This is a genomic window from Streptosporangium sp. NPDC048886, assembly GCF_055586905.1.
Genome location: NZ_JBVJHH010000028.1, coordinates 44,250 through 62,072 on the forward strand (window position 1 = coordinate 44,250; position 17,823 = coordinate 62,072).

The following is a 17,823-nucleotide window of genomic DNA, read 5'->3' on the forward strand; positions in this document are numbered from 1 at the left end:
CGGGTGCTACAGCCCCGCAGGTGCTACGGCGCCGCGCACGTCAGCGCCTGCTTCGGTGCAGCGGGTGCTACAGCGCCGCGCACGTCAGCGCCTGCTCCAGCGCCGCCCGTCCCTGGTCGACCTCGCCCGCGTCGCCGTGGAGGTCGGCGACGACCATCCACGCCGCCGAAGCCCGCCACAGCGCCGTCATCCTCTCCAGCGCCTGCGCGGCCGCGGTCTGGGCGAGCGCCGCCTCCTCCAGGCGGCCCAGCGCCCGGTAGACCTCCGCCAGCAGCTCGTGTGCCTCCACCGCCACGGGCCCCACCATGCCCGCCGCCTGCTCCACCGTCGCCAGCGCGCGCTCCAGGGCCGCCTGCGGCTCCTCACGCAGCAGGTCGAGGCGGGCCAGCGCGAGCAGGCAGGAGATGACGTCGCTCGGATGCGCCGCGGCCGCCACCAGCTCGGCGTGGGCGTCGGTGAGCATCCGGCCGACCCGCTCGACGTCCTGCGGCCCGTGCCGCAGGTCGTACTGGGCCATGCACATCCGCAGCCGGCCCATCGCCAGCCCGTCGTCCAGCTCACCCTGCACGCGCAGGGCACGGTTGCTCAGCATGTCGGCCTCCAGCGGGTCGCCGAGGATGCGCGCCACCACCGCGCTGTTCCACGAAGCCGCCACGATCGCGCGAGGCGATCCGAGCCGGTCGGCCTCGTCCAGCAGCTCGGTGGAGAAGTGCGCCATCCGCTCCCGGTCGCCGCGCTCGACGTAGGCGGCCAGCAGGGTCGAGGCGAGCTCCACCAGCCGGTCGGTCCACCCCGACAGCGTCTCCCGCTCCAGGGCCTCCTCACCGATCCGTACGGCGGCCTGCAGCTCGCCGACCTCCCGGTGGCACCGGCACAGGGCCAGGGCGATCGAGATGCGCTGCTCGCGCAGCTGCGCCTCCAGGCCGGCCAGCGCGGCCGTCGTCTCGGCGTGGTCGGAGCACGCCTCCTGCAGCATGACCGTCAGCTGCTCGATCGCGGCCGGCCGGTTGTCGGCGGCCTCCAGCGCCAGGGCGTAGCCGTAGCCGACGCGTCTGCGCGTGTCGGGCAGGTGGCGGAGCGCCGGTTCGGCGATCAGCCGGGCGAGCTCCTCGCCGGCGGTCCCGATCTCGCCCCGGCGCAGGGCCGCCTCCGCCTGGGCCACCCGGGTGTGCAGAGCCGTCACGTACCGGTCGGTGATGCCGTGTCCGAGCTCGGCGGCGGAGCAGCCGAGCCGGTCGGCCAGAGCCCGTATCTCCGGCGCGCTGGCGTCCCGCATGCCGCCTTCGATCGCCGCCACGTCCTCTTCGCGCAGTCCCGGCTCCGCGACCTGCGCTATGGTCATGCCGCGCTGTTTGCGCAGCGCCTGCAGGCGCCCGCCTACGTTCGTGCCGCTCACGTCGCACTCCCTGGATGCCGCCACAGGATGTGAATTCATCCCTGATGTGGATCATCTCAACAGCGCATCTTAACGTCGCGGGCTCTCTCTTCACCAAAGCCGAACCGGTATTCGTATTCGGGCGTTGTGTCATACCGGCGGCACAGGAGACAATCCTCTCGAAGTTCCATAAGGTGTCATGGAGGTATCTGTGAGAAGGCGTGTACTGGCTGGAATCGCCGTCACGGCTGCTGCATTGACCGCTGCCCTCGGGGCGACGGGCGCGGCCACAGCCGATCGTGGATCGGAGGGCCTCCGACCGGCCGGGCAGTCGTCGATCACGCTCGCGCCGTCCTCGTCTCTCAACGGCGGCGGTCTGTGCTGCTACGAGTAGGCGCCGGCTTCTAGGCAACGACAGCCCGGCGGGGCCGGTCCGCGGTCGCTCCGCGGCGTCCGCGGCCCGCGTCCGCCGGGCAGGTCGGCGGCCGGGTCGGCGGTGACGCGCCCGTCGTCGCCACCGGTGGGCGCGTCCGGGATCCGCCCGGGACGGCGGCGTCGCGGGAGTTCACCCGCCGCGGACCGTCGAGGGCACGCCGGAGCCGAGACGTCACCCGGCCGTTTCCGGGCGTGACGCGGGCTGTCCGGTTCAGATGCCGGGATGACGCTCACGTGTCCGCTCCTGGGCGGACGATCATGAGGACCACGACGGTCGCCCACAGCAGGTTGTAGATTCCGGCGAGCATGCTCAGGGTGCGCAGCCGCCTGCCGCCGTCGGGGTCGGCGAGGGCGTCGCGCTGGCGCGGACAGATGTGCAGGGCGAGCAGCCCGCCCGCGCCGGCGGTGAGGACCATGGAGACGGTGATCCAGATCTCGCCCATCCGGCCCTGGACGAGGGCCAGGATGATTCCCGCGACGGGTACGGCGATGCCGAAGAGGCCGTAGCCGCGGGTGATGCGGTGCAGTGCGACGGCGACGGCCCGATTGCGGTCTCCCGAGACCGGCGGCTGGGGGGCGACGGGTGCTCCCGCGGCGGCCGTGCCCACCACGACCTCCGTGGTGACCGGGGCGTAGCGGGGGAACAGGCTCGTCGCGATGGCCGAGCCTCCGACGAACACGATGCCGGCGAGTACGTGCACGGACAGCAACAGACCTTCCACGGGTTCTCCTCTCGCAACCTTCAGGCATGCTGAAGCTTAACAGGTGCTTCAGCATGCCTGAAGGTTGCGGCGGAGACATGGCGCCCTCGCCGTCCGGGGCGTCTCGCCTGTCAGGTCAGAGCCGGGGACGACCCTCGAACGCGGCGCGTACGGCGGTGGCGACCTGACGCTGGACCGGGTCGGCGTCCGGGCCGAACAGCCGCTCGTCGACCCCGGCCACGGCCTTCATCGCCTCCCGCATCAGACGTGCGCCCTCGGGCGTGATCTCGATGGTCGAGGCGGACCCGGCACGAGCGGTGTTGTCACGGACGAGCCCGGCGCCGGACAGCGCCTTCACCGCCGTATGGACGCTCTGGACGGTGATCCCGGACATCCGCGCCAGGTCGCTGAACGACGCGCCGGGCACGCCGGTGATGTGCCCGAGCAGGCCGAACCTGCTGACCGTCAGCCCGAGCGGCGCGAGGGCGGCGCCGAGCTCGGACTCGATCCGGTGCGCCAGCGTGAGCAGCACGATGGAAGGGCTGGTCTCCGGCGGACCTGGACGGGCGTTGTCGATTGTCACCTGCCCAGTCTCCCGCAGTTCCCCCGGGTCAGGCCGCCGCGCGCCACGCCCACCCCGGCCTCTCCCGCCGTGGAACCGGCCCCTCACCGGGGCGGGTGAGGGCCTGCCCGCTCACCTGTGCCGGGATCCTCCTACCGGGCCGGGCGCAGGGCCACTTCACACCCGGCGACGGTCATCTCCACGGGCCCCTCGAAAAGCTCCAACGGGATGTTCAGCCATCCCCATGTGGCGGGAGCAGGGCCGGGTGGATCTCGGCGAGCAGTTCGAGCAGGGGCTCCCGCGCCTGCGCGGCGAAGGCGGCCTCGACGGCGGCCGCGGCCGGCCCGCCGGTGAGCCAGGTGAGAGTCTGCTGGTAGGCGGGGCTGCGGCGGTCCCAGAAGGCGTTGGTCAGGCGGTTGCCCGACAATCCGGTCAGCACGAAGTCGTGCAGGTGGTTGATCGCGGTGTCGGTGTCGAGCCTGCTCCAGATTTCCAGGCAGGGCGCGAGATCCATGCCGGTGGCGGCCAGGGCGCACACCACCGTGTCGATCGAGGGGCGGACGGGATGACGGCGCAGCGTCTCGTGCCACCACTCGCCCAGAAACCCCGCTACGGCGTCGCGCTCCTCCTCCGGCCAGATCCGCCAGTCGGCGGAGGCGAGCTTGCCGAAGACGATCTCGGGATCGGGGTAGCCGAAGTCGTCCGCGGCCGCGCATTCGAGCAGGCGCGGCAGAAAGTAGCGGAACTCGGCGACACCGCCCCAGGTGTTGAGGGCCCTGGCGGCGTAGCGGGCCAGCGCCGCGGCCTCGATCGACCCGACCGGTCCTGCCAGGAGGGGCCGCTCCTGACCCGGCGCAACGCAGTGTGGACAGCCGTCCACGTGACCGGGTCTCGGGACGTGCCCGAATACGTCGTACATCCGCCGCTTGGCCGCTTCCCAACTAGACACCACCCCATTGTCGGCGCTCCACCTCGAACGGAGTGATCGTGCTCCGCGGCCGGCCTCCTTCGGCCGGCCTCCTTCGGGCGGCGCCGACTGGGCGGCGCCGACGCTCATCGGAGGCCGGAGGCGGATCGTTGTCCCGCGTCGATGGTCGGAACGATCGTGCTGTGGTCCCGGCGCCGCGGGAGTTCTCCGGGGAACGGGCCGCGCCGGCGTTCTTGACCCGGACGGAGGTCTCGGTCCAGGCGCAGATCGCCTTCGCCGCGCAGGTCGCCCCGGCCCCGGTGACCGTCCAGATCATCACCGACCGCTGACGGACGCGAGGGCGCTCTTCCGCGCCCCGCTTCCCCCGGAGGCCCTCCCGACCCTCCGGACACGCCGGTCCCCCCGTGGTTCACCGGCCGTGGCGGCGCTCGCCCGTCACCGGTCCGCTGACCCGCGCTCCGGACCCGGCCGAGAACGGCCCCGGTAGGCGGCGACCGCCTGCCGGGTGTCCTCGGCGACCAGGTCGGCGTTGATCTGGGCCGCCGCGGCAGCGCCCGCCGCCGCGGCGGCACCGACCTGGGCGACCAGATCGGTGACGTTGCCCGCGACCCACACCCCGGGCACCTCGGTACGGCCGGTCGCGTCGGAGGGGATGTGCTCACCGGCCCCCGACGGGTGTTCCGCCGGCCGTAGTCCGAGCGCCGCCAGGAAGCCGGCGCGCGCCGTCATCCGCGGCGAGACCGCCAGCGCCTGGCGGCCGACCACCGTGCCGTCGATCAGCCGCACCCCCGCCAGGCGGTCCTCGACGATCTCCAGGGACGCCACCTCGCCGTCCACCACGCTGATGCCGCGGGCGGCCAGTTGCTCCGCCTCCTCGTCGGTCGGCGGCGGCATGGTGTGGGAGAAGAACGTGACGTCGGCGCTCCACTGCCGTAACAGCAACGCCCGGTGCACCGCCATCGGCCCACCCGCCAGCACGCCGATGGCCTGGTCACGGACCTCCCAACCGTGGCAGTACGGGCAGTGCAGCACGTCCCGGCCCCACCGGGCCCGCAGCCCGGGTATGTCCGGCAGCCCGTCGGCCAGCCCGGTGGCCACCAGCAGCCGGCGCGCACGGACCGTCCGGCCGTCGGCCAGCGCCGCGGTGAACCCCTCGGCCTCCCGGCCTGCCGTGGCGACCTCTCCGGCCACCACGTGACCGCCGTAGTGGCGGACCTCGGCCCGGCCGCGCTCCAGCAACTCGGCCGGTCGGATCCCCTCCCGGGCCAGCAGCCCGTGCACACCCGCAGCCGGGGCGTTGCGCGGGGCGCCCGCGTCGATCACCACCACCGACCGCCGTGCCCGAGCCAGCGTCAGCGCCCCGCTCAACCCCGCAGCGCCACCGCCGAACACCACCACGTCATAGCCGTTCCTCAGCTGATCGGTCACCGTGACCACCTCCACGACGAGGATGCGGACCCATCGGCCGTTGCCGCAAACTCTGTTGCCGATCTGGCAAACTGGCAGCATGGACCACGACCTCGACCAGGCGCTCACCGCAGTCGGACCCCGGCTGCGTGCGCTGCGCCGGCAGCGCGAAACCACGCTGGCGGACCTTTCGGCGGCGACCGGCATCTCGGTGAGCACCCTGTCCCGGCTGGAGTCCGGTGCCCGCCGGCCGACCCTCGAACTACTGCTCCCCCTGGCCAGAGCCCACGGCGTCACGCTCGACGAACTCGTCGACGCCCCACCCACCGGAGATCCGCGCATCCACCTGCGCCCGATCGTCCAGCGCGGCATGACCATGCTGCCCCTGACCCGCCGAGCCGGCGGCATCCAGGCGTACAAGCTCGTGATCTCGGCCGACAGCCGCCGGAGGGAACCCGAGCTGCAGACCCACGAGGGCTACGAATGGCTCTATGTCCTCAACGGACGGCTACGGCTCGTCCTCGGTGAACACGATCTGGTGCTCTCGCCCGGCGAAGCGGCCGAGTTCGACACCCGCGTACCGCACTGGTTCGGCACCACCGGTGCCGAACCAGTCGAGTTCCTCAGCCTGTTCGGCAAGCAGGGCGAACGCGCACACCTGCGCGCCCACCCCAAGACGAAACACCCGGTCAGCGGCGGCGACCGAGCCTGAAGGGCGGGGTTACGACAGGGCCGGGGCGTCGAGGAAGGGGGTGATCACCGCGGGGAGGACGGGAGAGAGGGCCACGGCGTGGTGCGTGGCGCCGGGGATGACGGCCAGGCGGCCGGCGGACCGGGCCGAGCCGTCCACGCGGAAGGCGCCCCGTCCGCCCCCGTGATCGGGAAGCTTGGGCGCCCCTGCCGACAGGATCCGCCGGGTCGGCGACCGCTGGGCCGGACGGACCGCAGCCGTCCCGTCGGTCTCCGCATCGAAGGTGACCAACGCTGTGAGATAACGATTGAGGTGTCCGGCCGTCATCGGCGCCGCGGCGGGCGTCTACGTAGACATGACAGTTGCGATACTGCGTCTGGCGCAGGCGATGCGACGGCATAAAGCACGCTGGATGACCCGGAGTCTGACCGGCCCGTCGCTCGAGCATCTCTACCATCACTACGGGCGGGAGATTCTCGCCAAGGCCGCAGCCGAGCCCGCGCTGTCGCAGGCCATCGCCCGGGAGATGGACGACATCGAGGCGACGTTGCGGCGCGACGGGCTACCCGGGACGCCTGGTCACCTGCGCGCCTTCCTCCTGGGATATGGGCAGGGCGTGGTGGACTCGGCCGTGATCCGACCCGATCTGGTCGCGGCGCGCATGCATCACACCGGCTATCCCTCCACGGTCGTCCAGCTGGGCGCGCTGTGTCAGAAAGCTCTCGCCGCAGGGCTGGTACGGATGAGCGCCACCCCCGCACGGCGATCCACGATCATCGGATACTGACGGCACCGGCCGCGCCGATCCCCGGCGACGCCGTTCCGGTGGGACGGACCCGGCCCCGGCGTGGCCGAGGCGGTGCGGAGGTGGCGGCACTCGAACGGGCGCCCGGCCGGCTACGGGGCCGGCCGCGGCGGCGTGCCGGTCACCAGCAGCCACAGGGGAGCGACCGCCTCCATCAGGTCGATGCGGTCGGGCGCGAGGAGCCACTGCTGGTGGATGCCTATCACCGCGCCCACCATGGTGACGGCCAGCGTCTCGGCGGAGGTGCCCGGGGGCAGCGGGAGGCGCTCCAGCCACCTCCTGCAGTGCTCGCGCAACGTGTTGTGGATCTCGACGTAGCGGCCGTGGATCGGCGAGCCGGGCTCCAGCGCCTCCACCAGGAGTGTGACGAAGAGCTTCGAGGTGGGCAGTCGCATGAGCGCGTCGGCGCCCTGCCGCAGGTGGTCGAAGCTCGCCGCCCCCGCCCCGGGGTCCTCGGGGAACCCGCTGCGGATCAGGTCCACCGAGCGTTCGAGCACGGCCAGCAGCAGGCCCTCCTTGCTGCCGAAGTGCCACGGGATCGAGCCCCTGCTGATCTGTGACCGCTCGGCCACGTCGGCGAACGTGGTCTGCCGGTAGCCCTTCTCCGCGAACAGCTCCGCCGCCGCCGCGAGGATCAGTTCGCGGCTCTCGTGACTGGTCTGTTCTCGTCGTGTTGTCACGCCACCCCCCTCTGTGTCGGCAATCTTATTCTATGTTGACCAACACAGGAGGTTGCTCCGCGCCTCGTCGCCTACGCCCGGCCGGCGCTCCCCGCGGACGAGATCCGGGTGGGCAGCGGTGGCCCGATCCTCACGCTCCGCTCCGGTGGAGGGAGTCCAGGGTGGCCAGTGCGTCCTCGGAGAGGCGCAGTGCGCCGGCGGCCACGTTCGCGACCAGGTGATCCGGGTTGCCGGTACCGGGGATGGCCAGCACATGGGGTCCGCGGTGCAGCGTCCACGCCAGCCGGACCTGCGCCGGGCTCGCGCCGTGCGCGCGCGCGACGGCGAGCACCTCGTCGCTGTCGGCGCCGTTCGCGCCCGTCTCGCCCCCGGTGCCGGCGATCGAGTAGAACGGTACGAACGCGACACCCTGCTCACCGCAGGTGCGCAGGAACTCGTCCTGCTCGGGCGCTACGCCGATGCCGTACCGGTTCTGCACGCAGACCACCGGCGCGATGGCCTGGGCCTCGGCGAGGTGTTCGGGGCGGACGTTGGAGATGCCCAGGTGGCGGATGAGTCCGGCGTCGCGGAGCTGGGCCAGCGCGCCGAAACGCTCGGCGATCGAGTCGCTTCCGAGGATGCGCAGGTTCACCACGTCGAGGTGGTCACGGCCGAGCTGGCGCAGGTTCTCCTCGACCTGGCCGCGCAACTGCTCGGGGGTGGCATGGGGCAGCCACTCACCCGACGGGCCCCGGCCCGGCCCGACCTTGGTGGTGATGACGAGATCATCCGGATAGGGGGCCAGCGCCTGATTGATCAGCTCGTTGGCGGAGCGCAGCGGCGAGAAGTAGAACGCGGCGGTGTCGATGTGGTTCACGCCGAGCTCGACCGCGCGGCGCAGCACGCTGATCGCCCGGCCGCGGTCGCTCGCGACCGCGTCGGCCGCGAACGCCCCGCCGAGCTGCGTCAGGCGCATCGCGCCGAAACCGAGCCGGTTGACCGCCAGGTCGCCGAGCTTCCAGGTGCCTGATGCCGCCGCGGTGATCGTCTCTGAAGTCATGCCCGAATGGTCTCCGCACTGTAGGGTGGCCGCCATTGATTAACACATGTCTGAATTCTGGGGAGTGGTCCTCCTGGCGGAGCTGGCCTTCTCGGCGAGCGATCTGGCGCAGATGCGGTTCGCCGTCTCACCGATGTGGGAGGTCGGGACCAGCTTCCGGCTGCTGAGCTCCGGCTCCGCGCATCCCGTGCACGGGCTCTGGCTCGAACAGGTACGGCCACGGGTGACGGCCGCCGGACTGGACCGGGGCTGGCTCGCGGGGCTGATCCTGCCCTCGGGCTACGTCCCCGACTTCCTCAACCCGGCCCCGGCCGGGCCGGCCCCCACGCTGGCCGAGGAACTGGCCGGGATCCAGGCCGCTCCCGTCGACCAAGTACGCCAGGACCTTGACCGCCTGAGGCGCGAACAGGGGCGGCTCGTTCCCCGCTCGCGGACCCTGTACGCCGAGCCGCAGGCCCACCTGTCCCGGATCACGGAAGAGATCGAGACCTATTGGGAGCTGGCGCTCGCCCCCTACTGGGCGCGGATCCGGGCCGTGCTCGACGCCGACCTCTTCCACCGGGCCCGGCAGGTCGCCGAGCACGGCGCGGGCCACCTCTTCAACGATCTGCACGCCTCGGTGAGCTGGGACGACGACACGCTACGGCTCCTCCGCCGACAGCGGACCCTGTCCCGGAAGACGGCGGGCGCAGGGCTGCTGCTGATCCCCTCGGCCTTCACCGGACCGGGTCCGCTCACCCGGGTGACCCTGCCGGACCCGCCGCAACTCGCCTACCCGGCGCGCGGCATCGGCTCGTTGTGGGAACCCCGGCCCGCCACCGGCACCGGCGCCCTCGCCGCCGTACTCGGCCGCTCACGCACCCTGCTGCTGGCCGAACTGGACGCCCCGGCCTCCACCACCGAGCTGGCCCGGCGCACCGGTCTCTCCCCGGCCGGGGTGTCCCAGTACCTCACCGCGCTGCGCGACGCGGGCCTGGTCAGCGCCCACCGGGCCGGACGATCGGTCCTGTACGCCCGCACCTCGGCCGCCGAATCCATCCTCGCCGCCGCGTCCCCGTAGTCCCGGGGGCCGCCGGCGGCCGGCTCGGGGGCCGGCTCCGTCCCGGCGGCCCCCGGGGACGTCCCGCAAAGGCCCCGTGTCCGGCGAGGAGTTCTACGGCAAGCGATCTGGGGGAGCCTCAGTAATAGCGGCTCATGAGCTCGGTGGCCCAGGCCGGCTGGGTGACCGGCGCCCGGGGGGTGAACTCGACCAGGTAGGGCTTCACATCCAGGATCGGTGAGCCCGACAGCGCGTCCAGGTCGGCGACGTGCAGGTCCAGGCCATCCACGGCGAGCAGCCGGCACCGGGAGACGCCAAGGCGGTTGGGGCGGTACGGCCCGCGGTGGGCGAAGATCCCCACGGGCGCCGCATCCGGATTCCCCCTTGGGGGACGGGGCTCGCTGTGCACCGTGGCCGGGTCGATCCGGTCGAAGAGGAACACGACCTCCAGATGGGAGAAGTGCTCCAGGCCGAGCACCGCCGAGTCGGTGAAGGACTCGCCGTCCAGCCGGATCACCGCTCGCACGTCGTGCCAGTCGTCTTCGTACATCTCGCCGCGACCGCCCACGAGGTGGCCGATGGGGCGCAGGGTCACGCTCTCCGTTGTCATTGGTGATCTCCCGGTTCTGGGCTCTCTCCGGCGGGCCGGCCGGCGCCGACACGTCTCCCGCCCGCGGGGACGGCCCTCGGACTGTTCAGGTGGTCAGAAGGCGTAGGGGCCGAAGCGTCCCCAGGCGATGACCGCGGCCGGCACGAGCAGCACCACGTTGACGGCGATGGCCGCCGGCTCCTTGCGGCGGGCGTGGGTGGCGGCGGCGCCGAGCATGGTGATGGCCAGGCCGGTGGCGGCCACCGGAGTGAGGATCGAGGCGATGCCGGCGAGGGCGGGCAAAACCAGACCGAGGGCGCCGAGAAGTTCTGCCGCGCCGATCAGACGGATCCAGGTAAGGGTGAAGTCATCCACCCAGGGTGCCATGGGGCGCAATCTCTCCTTGGGCTGGGTGGCGTGCATGATCCCGGTCAGGCTGAAGACCGCGGCCAGGACGGCCTGCAGTACCCACAGGAACGCGTTCACGTCGGTTGTTCTCCTTCGTTCGGGCCCCTGGCCTAGTAGCGGCCGAGGGTGCCGCGGTGTCGGGCGAGGTTTTCGAGCCGGTTGAACAGGACCACCCCGGCGGCCGTGATGAGCAGCGGCTGGACCAGCAGCCAGCCGAGGCCCCAGCCGGTCGGGAGCGCGGCGAGGGAATGCCCGCCGAGCAGGATGTCGCGCATGGCCTCGATGCCGGGCGCGATGGGGACCACCAGCCGGCTGAGGAGGGCGATGGGGTCGGGCATGGCGGCCAGGGGGACCAGGGTGCCGCCGGCGATGGCGTAGACGGCCACGGACAGTTGCGTGACGATCTCGATGCGCTTGAACACCAGAGTCAGTCCGCACAGGATGAGAGCCAGCCCGCAGGTGCCCACCGCGATGGCGGCCAGCGGCACGATCACCTGCGCGTCGAAGGGCACCCGCCCGCCCTGGAGGGTGATGGCGGTGGCGCCGGTGGCCAGGACGGCCAGCGCGGTGGGCAGGGCCGAGATCACGGCGGCGACCTGGCGGCCGAGGATGCTCGCGGCCGAGGGCAGCGGGGTCAGGTAGGTCTGTTCCAGCACGCCGGACTGGATGTCGCCCAGATAGCTCCAGAACACCCGGTTGACCTGCTCGTGGATGAAGGTCAGCGCCATCATGCCGAGCAGCACCGGCAGCAGCAGCTCGGCACGGAGCTGCCCGCGTCCCATGAACAGCACGATGAGCAGGTAGAACAGCGGAAACGTGATCATCTGGATCAGGGTTTCGCGCCATCCGGCGGCGAGGTTGAGCAGGCCCTTGCGGACCTCTGCGGCGAATCCGCGGGCGAAGGTCACGAGGACTCCTGCAGGGCTCGGCGGTGGTTGCGGACGAACAGCAGGCCGCTGACGGCGGTGAGCACGAGGGTGTGGGCGATCAGCCAGGGCAGGGTGCCGCCGCTCCAGACCTCGGCCAGGGTCCGGCCCTCGAACAGCGTCTGGGTGGTCGCCTCGATGCCCAGCGTGGTGGGCAGGACTCTGGCCACCGCGGCCAGCCAGTCGGGATAGAGGGCCAGCGGCAGGAACGAGCCGTTGAGCAGCAGCACCAGCGAGGCGAACAGCGACTGCAGGGCGCCGATCATCGGGGAGACCAGGGCGAGGGCGGCCAGCAGGAAGGTGAAGGCCAGCACATCGACCCCCAGGAGCAGGGCAGGCACCAGCGCCGTCCAGCGCAGCGGGATCGCGATCCCGGCCACCAGCATCGGAACGAGGGAGGCGACGGCGGCCACCGCCAGCCCGAACACCGAGGCGGTGATCAGCCGCCCGAGCATCGGCAGCCACGGCGGCGCCGTGGTCATCTGGGCCTGGGCGAAGGTGCCGGCGCGTTTCTCCTCGATGAGGTCGGCCACCATCACCAGGGCGGCGTACTGCAGGAACCAGTAGCCGCCGATCGCGACCAGGGTCTGCGGCAGCAGGTCCTGGCGCAGCTCGCCCTGGCCCAGGACGAACTGCAGGCCGAGGTACATCATGGTGCTGATCAGCAGCGTGATCACATGACCTGCGGGGTGGGCGAGCTGCACCCGCAGGCCCTTGCCGATCTCGGCGCGCAGGACGTCAAGCATGGGACGGCTCGCTCACCAGCGCGAGGAACACATCCTCCAGGTCAGGCCGCACCTGGGTCAGCGACTCCAGGACGGCCCCGTGGGCGCGCAGCCGTTCGACCACGTCGTACACCTCGCGCGGGTCGCTCACCCGCACGCCGATCGTGGTGACGCCCTCGCGCGTGACGCCGTCGAACCCCGGCGGCGCCTCGCCCTCGACGCGGATCTCGTACCGATCCCGTTCGCGGAAGCCGTCCAGCAGGTCACGGGTGGGCAGGTCGGCCACCAGCCGTCCCCGGCGCATGACGGCCACCCGGTCGCACAGCTCCTGGGCCACGTCGAGCTGGTGCGTGGTGAGCAGGACGGTGGTGCCGAGCTCGCGGGCCTGCTCGGCGACCCAGTTCTTGACGGTGCGGGTGGCCTCGACGTCGAGGCCGAGCGTCGGCTCGTCCAGCAGCACGATCGGCGGGTCGGCGATCAGGGCGGCGGCGATGGCGACCTTCTGCTGCATGCCGCGCGAGAAGCCGCCGACCTTGTCGTGGCGCCGTTCCCACAGGCCGAGGTCGGTCAGCAGGCCCTGGGCGCGCTCGGCGACCCGGTGCTTGCGCAGCCCCTTGAGCCTGCCGAAATACATCAGGTTCTGCCAGGCCGACAGGCTCCAGTAGACGTTGCGCGAGCCTTCCAGCACGGCGCCGAACTGCGCCATCGCGGCCGAGCGCTGCCGGGCCACGTCGAAGCCGCCCAGCCGGACCCGGCCCGAGGTGGGGGTCAGCAGGCCGGCCAGCATCTTGATGGTGGTGGTCTTGCCCGCGCCGTTGGGCCCCAGGAAGCCGAACACCGATCCGGCGCCGATGCGCAGGGACACCTCGTCGACCGCCCGGACCTGCGCCGAGCCGTACACCTTCGTCAACGCGTCGATCTCGATCATGTCATCACCTCGATTCGGGGAACCCGGCCCCGGGTTCCGGGGCCGGGACGGGCGGTCAGAGCTCGTCGAGAACCTCGATGTCCTCCGCGGTGACCTCGCGGGCCACCGCGAACGCCGCGACGGCCGCGGCGGTGCCGGGCAGCGCCTGGCGGGCCGCCCGCAGGCTGGCGGCCGAATCCCAACGCCAGACGCCGACCCACGTCTCGTCGCCGAGCCGGCCGAGACGCGCCTCGGTGAGGCCGGACAGCGTGGCCCTGGTCGCGGAGACCAGGGCGGCGTGCCGGGCCCGGACCTGCTCGGCGTCGGCGGGATCGGCCTGGAAACGGGTGACGCTGATGACCGACATGATTGGACCTTCTCTCTAGAGTTGACTTCTAGCAATTGAATCTAGAGATAGACTCTAGCCATGAGCGATGTCAAGCGGACGAACAAGCGGGCGGAGAAGGCGAAGGAGACGCGACGGCGCATCCTCGCGGCGGCACTGGAGCTGTTCGTGCGGGACGGATACGGCGCGACGAATCTCCAGGAGGTCGCCGACAAGGCCGGAGTCGCGGTGCAGACGATCTACTTCGTCTTCGGCAACAAGCGCGCCCTGCTGAAGGAGCTGGTCGATGTCACGATCGCGGGTGATGACGAGCCGGTGGCCACGATGGACCGGCCGTGGTACGCCGCGGCGCTGGCCGCCGACACCGCACAGGACATGCTGCGCGCCTACGTCGCCGGCACGACATCGGTCCTGGAGCGGGTCGCGCCGATCGGCAGGGTGCTGGAGGGCGCCTCCGCGAGCGACCCCGAGGTCGCCGCCCTGTGGCCGCACGACGTCGATCCACGTTACGTCGTCCAGCGGGGGGCGGCCGAGGCGCTGGTCGGCAAGCCGGGCGCGCGGGCGGAGATGTCGGTGGAGGAGGCCGCCGATCTGCTGTACGGCCTGCTCAGCCCCGAGCTGTACCTGCTGTTGGTGCGGGAGCGCGGCTGGCCGCGCGAGCGCTGGGAGCGCTGGGCGGGCGAGACCCTGCGCACCCAGCTCTGTTCGGGCTAGGACCGCCGGCGACCAGTGCCGCCCGTGGCCTCTCCGATACCCTGTCCGGTCCGGGAGCCGGGCTCCCGATACCTTCGGCTGGTGTTGCGCACATCTACTGCGATGAACCCCGGCGACGAAGGAATGTGACACGGTGGACGGAAGCGAATGGCTGACAGAGCGTTTCGAGGAGCACCGGCCCCAGCTGCGGGCGGTGTCCTACCGGATGCTCGGCTCGCTCAGCGAGGCCGATGACGCCGTGCAGGAAGCCTGGTTGAGACTCAGCCGCGCCGACACCGGCGGCGTGGAGAACCTCGGCGCGTGGCTGACCACGGTGGTGGCGCGCGTCTGCCTGAACATGCTGCGCTCGCGCGAGCATCGGCGTGAGGAGCCTATCGACGCGCAGGTGTCCGACCCGGCCGTCAGCCCCGAGTCCGGGGACGATCCCGAGCGGGAGGCGTTGATGGCCGACTCGGTCGGGGTGGCGCTGCTGGTGGTGCTCGACACGCTGACGCCGGCCGAGCGGCTCGCCTTCGTGCTGCACGACATGTTCGCCGTGCCCTTCGACGAGATCGCCCCGATGCTCGAGCGGTCGCCGGAGGCGACCAGGCAGCTCGCGAGCCGCGCCCGCCGCCGGGTCAAGGGGGCCGCCCCGGCGCCCGGCGCCGATCTGACCCGCCGTCGTCGGGTCGTCGACGCCTTCCTGACCGCCACCCGCGGCGGGGACTTCGAGGCGCTGGTCGCCCTGCTCCACCCCGACGTGGTGCTCCGGGCCGACAAGATGGTCATCCCCACGCTCGAACCCGTCGTGGTCCGCGGCGCCCACCCCGTGGCCAAGGGCGCGATGGCCGCCATGGAACGGGCCTGGTTCACCGGGCCGGTGGCGATCGACGGGGCGGTCGGACTCGCGATGGCCCCCCGCGGCCGACTGCGCGTGGTGCTCAGCTTCACGATCGTCGAGGGCGCGGTCACCGAGATCGACGTGATCGCGGAGCCGGATCGCCTCAGCCGGCTCGACCTCGCGGTTCTCGACGCCTGACACCCTCCGCCGGATGCGGCGGCGGACCACGCTGATCCACCGCCGCATCCGGGTACCCGGGCGCTCCGTCCGGCGCGAGCCCGCGGCCGCGCCATGCCCCCAGCGGCGACGCCGGCGGCACGCTCGGTCCCGGCCGCGGTCAGCCGGTCGTGGTCACAGCCCGATGCAGGCCAGTGCCCGCTGGTAGGCCGCGACGCTGTGGGCGGGCTCGCCGAGCGCCTGCAGCGTCTGGGCGACGGTGAGCCAGGCCCGCGCGGTCCGCCGGGTGGCCGGCGCCTCCTCCAGCCAGGCGGCCACCGCGGCCAGCTCGTGCACCGCCTCGCGCCGCCGTCCCAGGTCGGCCATCGCCTGCCCGGCCAGCAGGTGGACGTCGGCCTGGAGATTGCGCGGCAGGCCCTCGATCTGCTCCAGCAGTGCCGTCAGGTGCTCCTTGGCCCCTTCGGCGGAGCCCAGCAGCAGCTCGGCGCGGACCAGGTTCGCCGTGCAGTCGGCCGCCTCCGCCGCGGTGGCGGATCTGGCGGTCAGCTCGGCGTGCGCTCCGGCCAGCCGCCGGTACCACTTCTCCGCCTCCGCGGGCTGCACGCCGAGCGCGATCCGGGCGTAGGCGCCGTGCAGCCGCTCCAGCCGGTCGGCGTCGCCGAGCTCGGCCTGGGCGGCGATGGCCCGCTCGACATGGGCCAGCGCCTCGTCGCCGCGTCCGGTCTCCACCGCCAGGACCGCGGCCGCCTGGTGCGCCGCGGTGAGCGCCGCGGCGGTGCCGAGGCGGTCGGCGGCCGCCAGCAGCTCGCCACGGAACTGGCGGCCCCGCAGCAGGTCGCCGCGTTCGGCGTAGGCGATGAGCAGCTCGGCGCCCAGCCGGATGAGCTCCTCACTCCAGACCGGCCGCCGCACGCCGGCCAGGAGCGGCTCGGCCACCTGCACGGCCGCCGTCAGGTCGCCCCGCCGGCGCTGGCAGCCGGCCAGCGCGCAGGTGATGCTCGCATACAGCTCGGCGGGCATCTGCGCCGCGTCGCGCTGCCGTACCCGGGTCAGCAGCACGACGGCGTCGTCGAGGTCGCCGCAGTTCTGCAGCGCGTCGGCCAGGCCGAGCTCGGCGGCCTGGCGCATGTGGGGGAAGCTCGCCAGGGCGTCGTCGGCCAGCAGCGCGGCGTAGCGGGTGCGCGCCTCGGCCGCGCTGCCGCTGTCCAGCGCCTGCCGGGCGTGCCTCAGGTTGTGTTCGAGCTCTTCCTGCTGTTCGGCTGTCACGCCGCTGAGCAGGTACGACAGGGAGCAGTCGAGTTTCTCGGCCAGCAGTTCCAGGACGGCGGGCGTCGCGGTCCGCTTGCCGCTCTCGATGAGCGAGACGTAGCTGTCCGACAGTTCGGGGTGGGCAAGTTCCGCCTGGGAGATGCCGCGCTGGCGGCGGGCGGTCTTGATGCGCTGTCCAACTGAGGCTGTAGCAGTAGACACGTTTATCCCTCGCACACAAACAATTCGATGGGCAGCGGAGCTTGCGACCGGACTCCCGCGTGCTCAACGAGCCCTCAGGTGCTCCTCGCATCCCACTACGGCATCATTCGCCACTGTAGGAAATGGTATGACCCTTACAGCCCACTTTACTGATCAACACGCAGTGTCGGAGGATCGTATGAGCACTCCATCGGCGAGTTGCTGAGTCGTCGGTGAGTTTTCCGGGCCGGCGCACGGCGGGGCCGGGCCGAGGTGGACGGTGGCCGGATCATCGCGCGGTCCCCGTCCCCGCCGCGCCCCGGTCCCCGTCCCCGCCGCGCCCCGGCCCACGTCATCGCCGACAAGGCCGGCAACTCGGCCGTCATCCGCGCCCCGCTGCGCCGTCGCGGCATCGCTACCGGCTATGACAAGCCGGCCGGCCACCACCAGGCAGCGATCACCCTGGGCACCGCCCTGTTATGGATCAACACATGATCCGGCGGGCGGACCCTGGGACGGCACGGGCGCTCGCATCCTGGAGGTGTCGGCAGCGACATGCCGCCGGGGGCGACGCCGTCCTCGGCGAGTTGTCCGCAACGGTGGCCGAGGCTCCGCGCTGGACGTCGATCGTCAGCCTGCGACCAGGTCCATACGGAGGAATTCGGTGATGCGGAGCAGCCTCGGTGGGCGTGCCGCCTCCTCGGGGAGGGCCTGGAACGCCTCGTCTTTCCCGACGAGGCGTGGGGCGGCGAGTTCCACCTCCCTCCCGTCGACCCGGAGCCGCGCGCCGCCGGCTGCCAGGACGTTCTGCACCCAGTCCGAGCGTGATCCATACACCAGAACGAACAGGTAGCCGTCGTCGACGGGATACGCATCGAGCGGCGTGCGGTACGTCGCGCCAGAAACGCGACCGATGTGTGTCAGCACCGGCCACGTCCCGCCCGCGATCGCGCGAGGGTTGAACACCCTCTTGTTCACGTGCCCCCACCACCTCGGCATCGGCATCGGGATCTCCTCTCGCCCCGGCGGGGCGTGTCGTAGGTCAGACGTCCGCCGAGCCCCGGCTGATGCCAACCCGGTAGGACTTACACTAGTAAGGC

General features: G+C 72.1%; 23 protein-coding genes. 7 read left to right on the top strand and 16 right to left on the bottom strand.

Annotation, left to right across the window (positions count from 1 at the left end; all coding sequences use genetic code 11):
* Nucleotides 1-67: 67 nt before the first annotated feature.
* From ACZ6R6_RS30710 to ACZ6R6_RS30725, 4 genes are all read right to left on the bottom strand, one after another.
* Nucleotides 68-1,396, bottom strand: a complete 1,329-nt coding sequence (locus ACZ6R6_RS30710) for a hypothetical protein (protein WP_470099175.1) — start codon at nucleotides 1,394-1,396, stop codon at nucleotides 68-70.
* 644 nt (nucleotides 1,397-2,040) lie between these two features.
* Nucleotides 2,041-2,532, bottom strand: a complete 492-nt coding sequence (locus tag ACZ6R6_RS30715) for a hypothetical protein (RefSeq protein ID WP_470099176.1) — start codon at nucleotides 2,530-2,532, stop codon at nucleotides 2,041-2,043.
* A gap of 115 nt (nucleotides 2,533-2,647) precedes the next feature.
* A complete protein-coding gene (locus ACZ6R6_RS30720) occupies nucleotides 2,648-3,094 on the bottom strand; it encodes a MarR family winged helix-turn-helix transcriptional regulator (RefSeq protein ID WP_470099177.1) in 447 nt (148 codons plus the stop codon).
* A gap of 211 nt (nucleotides 3,095-3,305) precedes the next feature.
* Nucleotides 3,306-4,022, bottom strand: coding sequence for a hypothetical protein (locus ACZ6R6_RS30725; RefSeq protein ID WP_470099179.1), 717 nt, complete (start codon nucleotides 4,020-4,022; stop codon nucleotides 3,306-3,308).
* 161 nt (nucleotides 4,023-4,183) lie between these two features.
* Here ACZ6R6_RS30725 and ACZ6R6_RS30730 point away from each other — a divergent pair, with 161 nt between their 5' ends.
* Nucleotides 4,184-4,330, top strand: coding sequence for a hypothetical protein (locus ACZ6R6_RS30730; RefSeq protein WP_470099181.1), 147 nt, complete (start codon nucleotides 4,184-4,186; stop codon nucleotides 4,328-4,330).
* A gap of 106 nt (nucleotides 4,331-4,436) precedes the next feature.
* Here ACZ6R6_RS30730 and ACZ6R6_RS30735 read toward each other — a convergent pair whose 3' ends face one another.
* Nucleotides 4,437-5,429, bottom strand: a complete 993-nt coding sequence (locus ACZ6R6_RS30735) for an NAD(P)/FAD-dependent oxidoreductase (protein WP_470099183.1) — start codon at nucleotides 5,427-5,429, stop codon at nucleotides 4,437-4,439.
* Between the two features lie 79 nt (nucleotides 5,430-5,508).
* Here ACZ6R6_RS30735 and ACZ6R6_RS30740 point away from each other — a divergent pair, with 79 nt between their 5' ends.
* Nucleotides 5,509-6,120, top strand: a complete 612-nt coding sequence (locus ACZ6R6_RS30740) for a helix-turn-helix domain-containing protein (RefSeq protein ID WP_470099185.1) — start codon at nucleotides 5,509-5,511, stop codon at nucleotides 6,118-6,120.
* Between the two features lie 9 nt (nucleotides 6,121-6,129).
* Here ACZ6R6_RS30740 and ACZ6R6_RS30745 read toward each other — a convergent pair whose 3' ends face one another.
* Nucleotides 6,130-6,390, bottom strand: coding sequence for a hypothetical protein (locus ACZ6R6_RS30745; RefSeq protein ID WP_470099187.1), 261 nt, complete (start codon nucleotides 6,388-6,390; stop codon nucleotides 6,130-6,132).
* Between the two features lie 121 nt (nucleotides 6,391-6,511).
* On the opposite strand from ACZ6R6_RS30745, the gene ACZ6R6_RS30750 reads away from it, so the two are divergent.
* On the top strand, nucleotides 6,512-6,886 hold the full coding sequence (locus ACZ6R6_RS30750) for a hypothetical protein (protein WP_470099189.1): 375 nt from the start codon (nucleotides 6,512-6,514) through the stop codon (nucleotides 6,884-6,886).
* A gap of 110 nt (nucleotides 6,887-6,996) precedes the next feature.
* Here the strand turns inward: ACZ6R6_RS30750 and ACZ6R6_RS30755 are convergent, their stop codons facing one another.
* Together ACZ6R6_RS30755 and ACZ6R6_RS30760 are read right to left on the bottom strand one after the other, a co-directional pair.
* Nucleotides 6,997-7,584, bottom strand: a complete 588-nt coding sequence (locus ACZ6R6_RS30755) for a TetR/AcrR family transcriptional regulator (protein ID WP_470099191.1) — start codon at nucleotides 7,582-7,584, stop codon at nucleotides 6,997-6,999.
* Nucleotides 7,585-7,714: 130 nt separating this feature from the next.
* Nucleotides 7,715-8,623 (bottom strand): oxidoreductase, encoded by a 909-nt coding sequence (locus ACZ6R6_RS30760; RefSeq protein ID WP_470099193.1) that lies wholly within the window; start codon nucleotides 8,621-8,623, stop codon nucleotides 7,715-7,717.
* A gap of 46 nt (nucleotides 8,624-8,669) precedes the next feature.
* On the opposite strand from ACZ6R6_RS30760, the gene ACZ6R6_RS30765 reads away from it, so the two are divergent.
* The gene (locus ACZ6R6_RS30765; RefSeq protein WP_470099195.1) at nucleotides 8,670-9,683 is read left to right on the top strand and encodes an ArsR/SmtB family transcription factor; all 1,014 of its coding nucleotides are present in this window, start codon (nucleotides 8,670-8,672) and stop codon (nucleotides 9,681-9,683) included.
* Nucleotides 9,684-9,801: 118 nt separating this feature from the next.
* Here ACZ6R6_RS30765 and ACZ6R6_RS30770 read toward each other — a convergent pair whose 3' ends face one another.
* From ACZ6R6_RS30770 to ACZ6R6_RS30795, 6 genes are all read right to left on the bottom strand, one after another.
* Nucleotides 9,802-10,272: an SAM-dependent methyltransferase gene (locus ACZ6R6_RS30770; RefSeq protein ID WP_470099197.1), complete on the bottom strand. Its 471-nt coding sequence runs from the start codon at nucleotides 10,270-10,272 to the stop codon at nucleotides 9,802-9,804.
* Nucleotides 10,273-10,365: 93 nt separating this feature from the next.
* Nucleotides 10,366-10,737 (bottom strand): DoxX family protein, encoded by a 372-nt coding sequence (locus tag ACZ6R6_RS30775; RefSeq protein WP_470099199.1) that lies wholly within the window; start codon nucleotides 10,735-10,737, stop codon nucleotides 10,366-10,368.
* Between the two features lie 32 nt (nucleotides 10,738-10,769).
* Nucleotides 10,770-11,567, bottom strand: coding sequence for an ABC transporter permease (locus ACZ6R6_RS30780; protein ID WP_470099201.1), 798 nt, complete (start codon nucleotides 11,565-11,567; stop codon nucleotides 10,770-10,772).
* Nucleotides 11,564-12,331 (bottom strand): ABC transporter permease, encoded by a 768-nt coding sequence (locus ACZ6R6_RS30785; protein ID WP_470099203.1) that lies wholly within the window; start codon nucleotides 12,329-12,331, stop codon nucleotides 11,564-11,566. Before ACZ6R6_RS30785 ends, ACZ6R6_RS30780 begins: the two co-directional genes overlap by 4 nt.
* Complete coding sequence (locus ACZ6R6_RS30790; protein WP_470099205.1) at nucleotides 12,324-13,238, bottom strand: ABC transporter ATP-binding protein; 915 nt, start codon at nucleotides 13,236-13,238, stop codon at nucleotides 12,324-12,326. The genes ACZ6R6_RS30785 and ACZ6R6_RS30790 overlap by 8 nt, the downstream gene beginning before the upstream one ends.
* 55 nt (nucleotides 13,239-13,293) lie before the next feature.
* Nucleotides 13,294-13,584, bottom strand: a complete 291-nt coding sequence (locus tag ACZ6R6_RS30795; protein WP_306869393.1) for an antibiotic biosynthesis monooxygenase — start codon at nucleotides 13,582-13,584, stop codon at nucleotides 13,294-13,296.
* 60 nt (nucleotides 13,585-13,644) lie between these two features.
* Between ACZ6R6_RS30795 and ACZ6R6_RS30800 the strand changes: the two genes are divergently transcribed.
* Both ACZ6R6_RS30800 and ACZ6R6_RS30805 read left to right on the top strand, forming a co-directional pair.
* Nucleotides 13,645-14,277: a TetR/AcrR family transcriptional regulator gene (locus ACZ6R6_RS30800; protein WP_470099208.1), complete on the top strand. Its 633-nt coding sequence runs from the start codon at nucleotides 13,645-13,647 to the stop codon at nucleotides 14,275-14,277.
* 133 nt (nucleotides 14,278-14,410) lie between these two features.
* On the top strand, nucleotides 14,411-15,295 hold the full coding sequence (locus tag ACZ6R6_RS30805) for a sigma-70 family RNA polymerase sigma factor (protein ID WP_470099210.1): 885 nt from the start codon (nucleotides 14,411-14,413) through the stop codon (nucleotides 15,293-15,295).
* 153 nt (nucleotides 15,296-15,448) lie between these two features.
* On the opposite strand, the gene ACZ6R6_RS30810 is transcribed toward ACZ6R6_RS30805, so the two are convergent.
* The gene (locus tag ACZ6R6_RS30810) at nucleotides 15,449-16,744 is read right to left on the bottom strand and encodes a helix-turn-helix domain-containing protein (RefSeq protein ID WP_470099212.1); all 1,296 of its coding nucleotides are present in this window, start codon (nucleotides 16,742-16,744) and stop codon (nucleotides 15,449-15,451) included.
* A 252-nt stretch (nucleotides 16,745-16,996) separates the two neighbouring features.
* Here ACZ6R6_RS30810 and ACZ6R6_RS30815 point away from each other — a divergent pair, with 252 nt between their 5' ends.
* Entirely contained in the window at nucleotides 16,997-17,218 is a 222-nt protein-coding gene (locus ACZ6R6_RS30815; protein ID WP_470099214.1) for a hypothetical protein, read from the top strand.
* A 135-nt stretch (nucleotides 17,219-17,353) separates the two neighbouring features.
* Here ACZ6R6_RS30815 and ACZ6R6_RS30820 read toward each other — a convergent pair whose 3' ends face one another.
* On the bottom strand, nucleotides 17,354-17,701 hold the full coding sequence (locus tag ACZ6R6_RS30820) for a nitroreductase family deazaflavin-dependent oxidoreductase (protein ID WP_470099216.1): 348 nt from the start codon (nucleotides 17,699-17,701) through the stop codon (nucleotides 17,354-17,356).
* Nucleotides 17,702-17,823 lie beyond the last annotated feature (122 nt).